The 12271-nt window shown below is 30.4% G+C and carries 12 protein-coding genes; 2 read left to right on the top strand and 10 right to left on the bottom strand.

Annotated elements, in window-relative coordinates; translation table 11 throughout:
- Positions 1 to 145: 145 nt before the first annotated feature.
- From ACJDT4_RS05030 to ACJDT4_RS04985, 10 genes are all read right to left on the bottom strand, one after another.
- A complete protein-coding gene (locus tag ACJDT4_RS05030) occupies positions 146 to 2011 on the bottom strand; it encodes an APC family permease (protein WP_406786439.1) in 1866 nt (621 codons plus the stop codon).
- 132 nt (positions 2012 to 2143) lie between these two features.
- On the bottom strand, positions 2144 to 2791 hold the full coding sequence (locus tag ACJDT4_RS05025; RefSeq protein ID WP_406786438.1) for an ABC-2 transporter permease: 648 nt from the start codon (positions 2789 to 2791) through the stop codon (positions 2144 to 2146).
- Positions 2791 to 3633 (bottom strand): ABC transporter ATP-binding protein, encoded by an 843-nt coding sequence (locus ACJDT4_RS05020; RefSeq protein WP_406786437.1) that lies wholly within the window; start codon positions 3631 to 3633, stop codon positions 2791 to 2793. Before ACJDT4_RS05020 ends, ACJDT4_RS05025 begins: the two co-directional genes overlap by 1 nt.
- A complete protein-coding gene (locus tag ACJDT4_RS05015; RefSeq protein WP_406786436.1) occupies positions 3633 to 3860 on the bottom strand; it encodes an AbrB/MazE/SpoVT family DNA-binding domain-containing protein in 228 nt (75 codons plus the stop codon). Before ACJDT4_RS05015 ends, ACJDT4_RS05020 begins: the two co-directional genes overlap by 1 nt.
- Positions 3861 to 4002: 142 nt before the next feature.
- Positions 4003 to 5841 (bottom strand): ABC transporter ATP-binding protein, encoded by a 1839-nt coding sequence (locus ACJDT4_RS05010; RefSeq protein WP_406786435.1) that lies wholly within the window; start codon positions 5839 to 5841, stop codon positions 4003 to 4005.
- Positions 5842 to 7563, bottom strand: a complete 1722-nt coding sequence (locus ACJDT4_RS05005) for an ABC transporter ATP-binding protein (RefSeq protein WP_406786434.1) — start codon at positions 7561 to 7563, stop codon at positions 5842 to 5844.
- A 164-nt stretch (positions 7564 to 7727) separates the two neighbouring features.
- Complete coding sequence (locus ACJDT4_RS05000; RefSeq protein WP_406786433.1) at positions 7728 to 8225, bottom strand: GNAT family N-acetyltransferase; 498 nt, start codon at positions 8223 to 8225, stop codon at positions 7728 to 7730.
- Between the two features lie 12 nt (positions 8226 to 8237).
- Positions 8238 to 8645, bottom strand: coding sequence for a MarR family winged helix-turn-helix transcriptional regulator (locus ACJDT4_RS04995; protein ID WP_406786432.1), 408 nt, complete (start codon positions 8643 to 8645; stop codon positions 8238 to 8240).
- A 183-nt stretch (positions 8646 to 8828) separates the two neighbouring features.
- A complete protein-coding gene (locus ACJDT4_RS04990) occupies positions 8829 to 9731 on the bottom strand; it encodes an HD domain-containing protein (protein ID WP_406786431.1) in 903 nt (300 codons plus the stop codon).
- Between the two features lie 52 nt (positions 9732 to 9783).
- Positions 9784 to 10386, bottom strand: coding sequence for an FMN-dependent NADH-azoreductase (locus tag ACJDT4_RS04985; protein ID WP_406786430.1), 603 nt, complete (start codon positions 10384 to 10386; stop codon positions 9784 to 9786).
- A 438-nt stretch (positions 10387 to 10824) separates the two neighbouring features.
- Between ACJDT4_RS04985 and greA the strand changes: the two genes are divergently transcribed.
- Positions 10825 to 11289 carry a transcription elongation factor GreA gene (gene greA / locus ACJDT4_RS04980; protein WP_406786429.1) on the top strand — a complete coding sequence of 155 codons (465 nt, stop codon included), beginning with the start codon at positions 10825 to 10827 and terminating at the stop codon, positions 11287 to 11289.
- An 84-nt stretch (positions 11290 to 11373) separates the two neighbouring features.
- The gene (locus ACJDT4_RS04975) at positions 11374 to 12057 is read left to right on the top strand and encodes a phosphatase PAP2 family protein (RefSeq protein ID WP_406786428.1); all 684 of its coding nucleotides are present in this window, start codon (positions 11374 to 11376) and stop codon (positions 12055 to 12057) included.
- The last annotated feature ends 214 nt before the right edge of the window (positions 12058 to 12271 follow it).

Below are 12271 nucleotides of genomic sequence, written 5' to 3'. Positions count from 1 at the left end.
AAAGACATTTACTTTTCATTTAAAGTATACACCATACAGTTAACTCTAAGTCAATATCAAAAATACACTATACTTAATTATTTAAAATTTATTTTGAGGTTTTTAAAATATTTAACCAGACACATAAAAGTTGCAAAATCAATAATTAATGATTATTAGATTTATCCTCTTCATCCGATAAATGATAAGGAAAAGTAGATACAATTATATTATCATTGTTCAGCAAAGTTTCTCTTATAAAAAAACTTGTATGGTTATGTAAAATCTCTCCCCATTTTTCTTTAGTAACAAATTGAGGTACTATTACCGTTATCTTTTCATTTTTATCAGTTGTTGCTGCAATTAATTCAATATTCTTTATCAAAGGATTAATTACAGTTCTAAAAGGAGAATATTTTGTAACAAGCATTATATTAGTATCTAATTCACCCCACTTACGCTTTAATTTTTCCATAGCTTCTTTATCAGTGGAAATATTAATTGCAATAACATTTTCACTTACACTTTGCGCATATTGAAGTGCACCTATAGCAGCCTTATTTAAGCTTGCAATTGGAACTATAATTAAATGCTTATACTTTACTCTTAAATTTATCTTCTTTAAATTTAAATTACTAATGCTTAATCCCAATGCAACCCTATTGTAATGAACTTTAATTCTTGTCTGAATTATAATTATAATTGGAATTAAAATTACAACTACATAAGCACCTTGACTAAATTTTTCAATCAAAATTACTATTGTCGTAAATAAAGTAACTAAAGCGCCAATTCCATTAATAACAGCACTCTTCTTCCAACCTTTATTTTTTTCTTTTATCCAGTGATTTACCATGCCAAATTGCCCTAAAGTAAATGATATAAAAACTCCAATAGCATATAGTGGAATTAGCCTATGAGTATCTGCTTTAAATAAAATAACTAGTAAGCAGGCTATAAAGGATAATGCACCAATTCCAAATGAGAAACTTAGTCTTTTCCCTCTTATAGTAAATTGTCTTGGAGCAAAACCATCCTTCCCCACTATGTACATAAGCATTGGAAAGCCTGTATATGCCGTATTACATGCCATAAGCAAAATTACAGCTGTACTGAATTGTATTACGTAATACATTATACCTTTATTAAAAATTCCAAAAGCTATTTGTGACACAACTGTAGGTCCATTTTCAATTGGAACAGCTGTATAAAATATTGCAAGAATTGAAGTACCTCCAAATATGAAAAATATCAAAATTGCTAACAATATCATAACAATCTTAGCATTTTTTTGACTAGGTTCCTGGAAATTTGGTACAGAATTACTCACTGCCTCCACCCCAGTTAATGCAGAACATCCAGAGGAAAAAGCTCTTAAAATAAGAAATATTGATAAATTTCCTACAGTTCCCTTAGGAATAGCATATATAGGTGCAGGGTGAATGCCTAAGACAAAGTATTTAAAAAGTCCGTAAATTATCATTAAAAGCATACTTAAAATGAATATATATGTAGGTATAGCAAATATTTTAGATGATTCGCTTATACCTCTTAAATTTAATATAGTCAAAATAATAATTATTCCTACAACAAAAGCAATCTTATACTGCGAAAGTACACTAAATGCAGAAATAATAGCATCTGCACCGGCACTGGCACTAACTGCAACCGTAAGTATATAGCTTATTATCAAACCTGCGCCAGCAGACAAACCAGCTCTAGTACCTAAATTTTCTCTTGCCACCTTATAAGCTCCTCCTCCTTGGGGATAAGCTCTTATGATTTGTATATACGAAATTGTAAGTATTACTAATAGACCAATAATCATAAAAGAAGTCCAAGTTAGCCACTTATATGCAGCTGCTCCTAAAACTATAAGTACAAAAAGAATCTCTTGAGCAGCATAAGCTACAGATGATATTGCATCACTAGCCATAATCGCCAGCCCAAAAGGAATATTGTATTTTTCATGGCTTCCTTGCTCATTAGTCAAGGCTTCTCCTAATAAAACATCTAAAAACTTTTTAACCATTAGTTAATCTCCCTGTAATATTTTCTCAAGTACATATAATAAAATCGTTGGATTTTTATATTATTATTATCACTCCACTTTTATTATTTATACTTTTCAATACGCAAAAATAATTACAAGGAGAACTATATTCTACAAGTCCAGCACTTCAAAAGATCTAACTGACTTTTTATAGGTACTATATGTTATAAGTGCATAAATCACTATTCCAACTGCAAGTACAATAAGCTTATAAGTTATATACTTTGGATCTTTTGTATCCAAATAATCTCTTACAAAGGGTATAACATGAGCACAGGTCTCAGCAACCGCAATATAAATAAATACGGCAATACTCGATAATCCAAAGGCTTTCCCTACTTTGTCAACATTCTTATAGTAAATTCCAAAGAAGATATAATTAAATAATGCAAACATTATAAAGGATAATCCAAATAAAGCAATATTGGCATCCATACCAACTTGATTACCTGGCAAAGGCATAAGCTGCCTAATAATAGCAAATGGTACCGCTACAAGCATCTGAAGCAGCTCTAAAAGAACTACAAAAACAAATCGTGATTTTACAATATACTTTTTAGCAATTGGAAGTGTCATGGTATAAAAAACATCATTATTTTCTCTTCCATTTAAGCAGGTAAAAAACACAGCTAAACCTGTATAAAAGAACACAACATAATAAGGATAGTTTGGTATGATTAACATCATGGAAAGAATTAAAAAAATGGGAGCTGTAGGATGCATACAGAGCAGTAATTCTTTTCTTAAAAGTTTTATCATTATTCTCCCTCCTTTTCAAGATGAACCATAATTGATTCCAAATCAGCACTTGTGCAATTTATGCCATTTCCTAAAGCATCTTCTGTTTTTATAAGTGCAGAAAAACCATTTTTACTTCTTTTTAAACCAATGAGCTTTGACTGTAAATTTGAATTCAATTGAGCTTGACTTAATCCTAAAACCTTATAACTATCTACAAAGGATTTAATATCCGCTTCAGCAAGAATTTCACCATTTTTAATATATATAATGTTATCTGCACATTTGTCCAGATCAGAGGTAATGTGCGTCGAAAAAAATATGGTAATTCCGTTATTGCAAAGCTCCATAAACACCCCAAGAAGCTCGTCTCTTGAAACTGGATCAAGACCACTTGTAGGCTCATCTAAAATAAGCAACTGTGCGTTATGCGACAAGGCAAGAGTGAGGGCATATTTCACCTTCATTCCTGCAGATAGCTGTGCAGGCGTTTTGTTTTCATCAAGTTTGAACATATTCATATATTTAGAATATGCAGCCTTATCCCATTTATCATAAAAGGATTTAGTAACCTCAGTAATTACTTTAATTTTTTTCTTTGAGTAATAATCAACTCCACCTGAAACCAAACCTACCCGCTGTTTAGCTTCAAATTCATTTTCTTTAAAGTTTGTATTAAAAAATAAAATTTCCCCACTATCCGGATGAACAAAGTTAAACAATGATTTTATAGTTGTAGATTTCCCTGCCCCATTTCTTCCTATAAAACCCGTAATCTTTCCTTTTTCAAGAGAAAAGGATACATTCTTAAGCTCAAAGGCAGGATATTTCTTACATAAATTTCTTACTTCCAATACACTCATTATTCATCTTTCTCCTCTCTAGAGATATCTTTATCAAAAATTTTTTTCGATAATTCTGTAATCATTGATTTTGGAGGTATAGCGATTCCTTTATTTTTATCACCAAGAAGTATAATAGTGTCACCTGGTTTGATATCAAAAATCTCTCTAGCTTCTTTTGGAATAACAAATTGTCCTTTCTCACCTATCTTTACTGTCCATGCATACTTGTCCTTTGGTTGTTTCATATTACATCACCACCTTGTTTGTTTTGTATGAAAAGTATGATTTGTATAACTTAATTATATCATATTATTTACAAAAATCAAATTATAAAGTAAATATACATAAAAACGCATCAAGTCTCCTCAATGCGTTTTTTAATAAATTTTATTCCTCTTCGCTATTTTTAAATTGATTAAAATACATATGATAATATTTACCTTTTTTAGCTATAAGTTCATCATGACTTCCCATTTCAATTATTCTACCGCCATCAATAACCATTATCTTATCTGCATCTCTTATGGTGCTTAGCCTATGAGCAATAATAAAACTAGTTCTTCCCTCCATAAGCTTGAGCATTGCTTCTTGTATCTTTAACTCCGTTCTGGTATCAACACTGCTGGTAGCCTCATCTAATATCAATATAGATGGTTCTGTTAATATTGCTCTAGCAATAGCTAAAAGCTGCCTTTGACCTTGACTTAAATTTGCTCCACTTTCAGAAAGAACAGTATCATAACCCTTTGGAAGTCTTTTTATAAATTCATGAGCATTAGCCATTTTAGCTGCCAGCTTTATCTTTTCATAAGAAGCTGATAAATTACCATACTTTATGTTTTCTTTTATAGTTCCTGTAAAAAGGTAAGTGTCTTGAAGTACTATCCCAAAACATCTTCTAAGACTATCACGAGTAAAATCTTTTATATTAATTCCATCTATGAAAATTTCACCCTTAGTTACATCATAAAATCTTGTAAGCAAATTTACTATAGTAGTTTTACCCGCTCCTGTAGGTCCTACTAAAGCTATAGTTTCACCTGCCTTAGCCTCAAAACTTACATTTTTAAGTATATCTACATCTTTTCTATAACCAAAATGCACATTTTTAAATTTAACTTGCCCATTAATTTTATCAACTTTTTTAGCGTCAACTGTATCCTCTTTTTCTTCTTTTTGATCCAGTATCTCAAATACTCTCTCAGCACCAGCAACTGCTGATTGAAGAGTGTTAAATACATTAGCAAGATTGCTGAGAGGCCTTACAAACTGTCTTGAATAGCTTAAAAAACTTGCAATAACGCCCACAGTAATCATATTTTCTACTGCCAGTATTCCACCTACACCAGCAACTGCTGCAAAGCCAATATTATTTATAACATTCATTATTGGCATTAAAAATCCAGAAAATATCTGTGCCTTTAATCCAATCTCACATAGCCTATCATTTATACTATCAAATTCTTTAATGGTTTTTTCTTCATGATTAAAAGCTTTTACCACATGAATTCCAGATATGTTTTCTTCTATATGACCATTTAATTTTCCAAGCTCCATCTGCTGACTTTTAAAAAGCTTTGCCGTTTTCCTTGCAATGCTTTTTGTAAGTAAAAATACCAAAGGAACTGTAACTAAACTGGCTAAAGTAAGTAAAGGACTAAGTATTATCATCATAACAAGAGAACCTACTATGGTTATGATTCCAGACATAAGTTGAATGGCAGACTGTGATATAGTAGTACTTACATTATCTATGTCATTTGATAATCTACTCATAATATCTCCATGAGAATTTGTATCAAAAAACATTACAGGCAGCTTTTGAAGTTTTAAAAATAGATTATTTCTCATACTCTTAACAATTCTCTGGCTAGAACTTGACACTAAAAAGCCTTGAATTAATACTAATACTGCATCCCCAAGATATGATACTGTAAGTGCTACTATCATTATAGTTAGAAGATTAAAATCTACCTTTCCATTTCTTATTGACATAGCATCAACAGCGCGTCCTATAAAATACGGTTCCAAAAGAACCACCGTTGAATCTGCTATAGTTAGAAGAAATATTATAATAAGTGTCTTCCTCTCAGATCCAAAGTAACCCCACAATCTTTTTAAAGTGTTTTTAAAATTTTTGGGTTTTTCAGCCGGTCCCATATTTTTTCTTCTACCTCTAAAGCCTGGGATAGGTACATTTACACTAGTATTTTTGCCATCTGACATTTACATCATCTCCTTTCCTATTTGTGAAAGAAAGATGTCCTTGTATATACTACAGTTTTTAAGAAGTTCTTCGTGTTTTCCAATGCCCTTTATTTGTCCATTATCCAAAACTATAATTTTATCTGCATTCATTACAGAAGTTATTCTTTGAGCTATCAAAATACAGCTTAAATCCTTTGCATATTTCTTTAGCCCCTCCCTTATTTGTACCTCTGTATCTGTATCTACTGCGCTAGTAGAATCATCAAGAATAAGAATTTCAGACCTTTTTAATAAGGCTCTTGCAATAGAAACACGTTGTTTTTGACCTCCAGAAAGATTAACTCCTCCCTGTCCAATTTTAGTTTCATAGCCTTCTGGGAGTTTTTCAATAAAATCATGTGCCATAGCAATCTTTGAAGCCTCTTTAACTTCCTCAAAGTTAGCCTTTTCATTTCCCCATTTCAGGTTTTCCATTATAGTACCAGAAAACAATAAAGCCTTTTGAGGAACCACAGCAACCTTATCTCTCAAATACTTAAAATTGAGGTCTTTTACATCCATCCCATGGATTTTTATCCTTCCATTTGTACAATCATAAAATCTTGGTATTAAATTTACAAGAGTACTCTTTCCTGAGCCAGTGGAGCCTATTACTCCAATTGTCTCTCCCCTATCTAATCTAAAAGATATATCCTTTAACACTGGTTCCTTATCTTTATTGTAAGAAAAATATACATCTTCAAACTCAAGGGTTTCCTTTTCAGAAGGTATAGTAAGTTCTTTTCCATTCATCATAGAATTTTCTTCTAGGAATACCTCTCCTATACGCTGAGAAGATGCCTTTGCTCTTACAAACATAGTAAATACATTAGTAACCATCATTAGAGAAAATAAAATTTGTGTCATATAGTTTGTAAATGCTATTATTTCTCCAACATGCATATTACCTTTATTTACCTTTATTCCTCCTATCCATAAAACCATGACAATACCAAGGTTTACAATCAAAGCAATTGCAGGAGTAAATACAGAGGTTACCTTCATGGCTATAGTTGAGGTTTGGGTAAATTCATCATTCTTAATTTGAAACCTTTCCACTTCATAATCAAACCTATTAAAAGCTTTAACAACCCTTACTCCTGATAAATATTCCCTCATAGTTGAATTTACATTATCGAGTGTTTTTTGCATTTTAACAAAATACGGGTATGCAAATTTCATATTTACGTATATTAAAACACCTACAACTGGTACAATAACAAACAGTATTATTGAGAGACGTAAATTAAGCCTAGTTGCCATTATTATGCTTCCAAGCCCTACAAGCGGTGCTTTTACAAATATTCTCATAAGCCCATTCACAAAATTTTGCACCTGTGTCACATCATTTGTGAGCCTCGTAACTAGAGAAGCACCTTCAAACTTGTCGATATTCTCAAAAGACAGATTTTGTATTTTCTTAAATAAATCACTTCTAAGCTCCGCTCCAAATTTTTGAGAAACATTACTAGCCATGACATTTCTAATGGAAGCTGCCACTGCACCAAAAGCTGTAACAAGCAGCATGACTCCTCCCAATTCCAAAACATAATTAAGATTTCTGCTTGCAACACCTTTATCCACAATTTTAGACATTATAGTAGGCTGCATTAAATCGCACAAGGCTTCAAGGGTAACAAAAAAAACTGCTGTAAAAAATCCCTTCCAATACTTATATACATAAGTTTTTAAATAGGACATAGTCTTATCCTCTCTTTCTATAGCCAATACATAAAATTATTAGTTCTAAAGTAGTATAAAAAATATTATAGTTATATTTGTGAAAAAATACTACATACATATGTCCTAAAAAATTAACAAGTAGCAAATTTACTAAAATCAAATTGCAAAATAGTAAATACATATTATAAATTTAATATTTTTTCATAACAAAAGAAAGGTTTTTCCCTTCCCAGGAAATATATTTCCCCAACAAAATTGTAATTACATTTTACAATCAAATCATTCATTTTTGCATTTATTGAATATGTATCAATTTTTAAATGCTTTATATTATTTTTTAATGCAAAGTCATCAACAAATTTCATTAATTCAGTGCCAACTCCACTTCTTCTATAGTTTGGATTAACAGCCATTCTATGAACAACCATGGCAGCTCCATTAAAAGACCAGCTTAATCCACCATATTCAGCTGGTTCTATCTTATTAATGCACACAAACCCTGCCAATTTTCCATCTCTATCGACTACAAACAGTTCTCCTTTTTCAATATCACTCGTAAAATCTTCTTCCTTAGGATAATTTTCATCCCATTGAGTGTTACTATAACTCCTCATTTCTTCAATAGTTTCTTTTATAATTTGCATAATATCTTTTATATCTTTTTTAGCTGCTTTTCTCACAATAATAGCCCCCTAAAATTTTTTCACTTCTTTCCAATCACTTTCAATATTCTTTCTCATTTTTTTAACTAATTCATAAACTAATTCTTTTTCCTCTTGATTAAATTTATCAAAACAGACCCCAATATTTCTATTTTCCTCATCAATAATAAACGAATATGCTTCTAATGCTTTTTTCTTTGGATAAAGCCTCCACATTCGCTTATCACTCTCATCCTTTTCTTTGTATATATATCCTGCATCAATAAGTTTTTGTATAGCCTTTGCAGTTGTCGTTTTATCTACCTTTAAAAGATTTGATAAATCAACTTGATTGATTCCATTATTTTCACATATTCTTGTTAAAAATGTGAACTGACCTTTTTGTAATTTTAATTCCTTAAACTTCAAATCACTTATGTAATTAATACATCGCGACAAAGTACCTACTTCCCTCAATATATAGCTATCTAAACTGTTAATATTTTTTCACCCCCCTATAAATATAGTTGAAATTTCAACTAATTATTCTTATGTTATCACAGTATAGTTGAAGTTTCAACTAAAATTTGCATAAAAAAATTGTAAATAGATTTCTTCTATTTACAACTCTCAACTTTTCTACTACAAATATAATTTTCTTTCAATTCTCTTATCAAATTCTGACCAGCTGCCTGGTTCCGTTTTTTCTTTAATTTGAAAAATTTTATTCATGGTAGCATCTACAGAATCTGCATAATTAATTATAAAAGCCTCTTCCATATTCATTTCCCTTGGAGATCCATACTCAAGCTTCCCATGATGTTGAACAATACAACCTTTTATTCTATTAATAAAATCCTCTGAATACAGGTCTGGATTTTTTCTTACAGCTTCATCTACAAGTTCCACTCCAATAACAATATGCCCTTCCATTTGACCCCTCATCGTATAAGTAAAAGGACCATCATAATCATATTCATATACTTTTCCAATATCATGAAGCTTTGCTGCAAGCACTGCTATTTCCGTTCTTCTACACTCATATTTTTCACAAAGCTTAATAGTTAATTCCATAACATTTAGCGTATGTTCTGCAAGTCCTCCTATATAGTTATGGTGCATAGATACTCCGCCTATTCCCCTTTTAAATTTATCTAAAAAAGCTTCATTTTTAAAAAAATAATCGTCTAAAGCTTTTGCTTCCTTTGAAATGATATATTGGTTTGTATATTCTTGAAGCTTCGCCATAATAGCTTCAATAGGTCTCTTTACTGTTGGAAGATAATCTGCTATATCATACTCTGAAAGCACAGTATAACTTTCTACACTTAAATTTGTACCTTTAGTTCCTTGAAGCTCTATAACTACTCCCTGCTTAATATCACCATATTTATTAGGGAGACTAACTTTTGCTTCTCCACTTTTATCTGCTAATATACAAACACTTCTATCTGTATCTCTAAATAGCACTTTCATTACCATTAATGATACCTTTACATCTTCTCCAATTTTAAAATCCGATAAGAATTTTTCTTTTGTATTCATATACTCCCTCCAAAAATCAACCTTTAGTTTATACACTGGTATTAAATAAAATTTAGAATTTTTTTGCTGTACTTTGAGCATTTTTAATTGCAGCTTGAACAATTGCCTCTACGTTTTGGCCAATTACATCTAATTTTTCTGCCGCTATAGTAGTAAAATCAGTTATCCCCAAAAATCCTAATATAGTTCTCAAATACCTTTCTCCCATTTCATATTCATTAGCTGGTTCTTCGGAATATTCGCCACCTCTTGCCACAATATAAACAACCTTTTTCCCTTGACACAACCCAACCGGTCCTTCTGCGGTATATTTAAAGGTAATTCCTGTAACACATATATAATCTATATAAGCTTTTAATATTGCAGGAAAACTTAAATTCCAAAATGGTGCAGCAATTATATATTTATCTGCCTCTACAAATTGATATGCATATTTTAGAATTGGATGATCCTTACCTTCTCCCGGCTTTGTAACGTGAAGATTAATTCCCTCTTCTGTTAAAAAGTCTATACCCTCTTTGTACAAATCTAAAGTTATAATTTCATCATTAGTATTAATCTTTTTATATTCCTCAACAAAACTATCTGAAATTCTAAAGGTTCTTGATTCTCCTGGCTTTTTTGCATTGGCTTTAATATATAGCACTTTACTCATATTAACTTACCTCACTTTATACTTTTAATTTTACGCTATAATAATATTATTATCATTTTCTAAATTTAAATGTATTGCTTTTTATCTTTGTAACATCATTCCTCTTACTAGCAGCTTTAAAATAATTGCATTGCCATATTATCTGCAACATATTGTGAAGTTTATTATATACAGGTGAAACTAGAGAATATAACACTGTTTTTTATGAATGGCATTTATTTACCTAAATTAAAAAATCCCCTATATAACTTATCAGTTGCTATACAATTTAAGACTGGTTTTATAGTCTAAAATACTTGTACATATTTCTATATTCCACACAAATAGCATATTATATATAGATAGACAACGTGGAATATTAAAATTAATGATTAAAAGAAAACTATTGAATTATATTGTATAATATTTATATAATGCATTTTAGGAGGTCACGGTTTTATGAATAATAAACTAACTCAAGAAAATATAAGAAAATTAAAGGAAGAACTAGATTATAGAATGACAGTAAAAAGAGCTGAAATAGCTAAGGAAAAATTAATAGCAGCTGCACATGGCGATAGGTCTGAAAACGCAGAGTATAAAGAAGCTTGTGCAAACTATAGAGAAAATGATAACAGAATTCAATATTTAATGACTATGATTTCAACTGCAACTATAATAGATGACAAAAATATAGATAAGACTTCATTAGGCGTTAATTGCAAAGCTAAAATTAAATTTATAGAAGATAATGAAGAAGCTATTGTAACATTAGTAACTACTTTGGATGTAGCTCCTGAAAACATGTGTATAAGCATAGAATCAGATTTAGGGAAGGTCCTACTTGGTAAAAAAGTTGGCGATATAGTTGAAGTTGACGCTCCAGGAGAAAAGTATACAGTAAAAATACTAGAAATACTATAATTACTAATACCTAATTTTTCTTTAATAAAATAATACAAAAATTAAATACATACTGAATAATATAGAAAAAGAGAGGATTACTTAGTGTTTAACAAAATAAAAAATAATAAAGCAATACTTCAAGTTTTCATTTACTTAATGCTTGTTACAATCTTCTTAATAGAAAATAATATTAACCTTGGAGGACATAAAATTTATTGTAAATTAGATGATATAATTCCTTTTATACCTGCATTTATAGTCCCCTATTGTTTGTGGTTTTTATTTATTGTAGGTACGGGCATTATTTTTCTTTTAAAATCAAAAATTGATCTTGAAAAAACTTTTTTATCAATTAATATTTGTATGGGAATTGGATTATTAACTTATTTTATATATCCAAGTTATATAACAATTAGACCGAAAACTTATGGTAAAGATATTTTTTCACAAGCTGTAAAACTTCTTCAAGAAGGTGATTCACCAGCAAGTGTATGTCCCAGTCTTCACGTTGCAATCTCCATATCACTTTACACAGGAATTATAGATTCCTTTTTCTTTAAAAATAGATTTGGCATAAAGATTTTTGCAGCAATTCTCACTTTTTTTATATGCATTTCAACACTATTTATAAAACAACATTCTGCAATAGACGTTGCTTTCGGCCTAATATTAGGCTTTGCTTCTTATATTTTTGTATATAAAGTATATTTTAATGAAAATTCAGTCTTAAAACATGCAAAAGAGGTCACGCCACAAGAATTACACTATAAAAATGATAACTTTTAATATAGTTACAGCTATTGAAATTTATTTGTACCAAAATGCCTAGAAGATGGCATTTTGGTACAAATAAATTTGGAGTTTTAGGTGTCCTATCTTTAAAAACTTTTATCTTTCCTATATGGTACACAGCATACTTTATAACTTCACCCTCTAGAAATATATTTCCTTTTAAAATAATCTTGCTTGAACTCACAGATTACATGCAAATTCTAGAGTC

The sequence above is a fragment of the Clostridium neuense genome, from assembly GCF_045310695.1.
Classification (GTDB): domain Bacteria; phylum Bacillota; class Clostridia; order Clostridiales; family Clostridiaceae; genus Clostridium_S; species Clostridium_S neuense.
The sequence above is the reverse complement of the archived record's forward strand: the minus strand, read 5'-3'. Positions and strand labels throughout refer to the sequence as shown.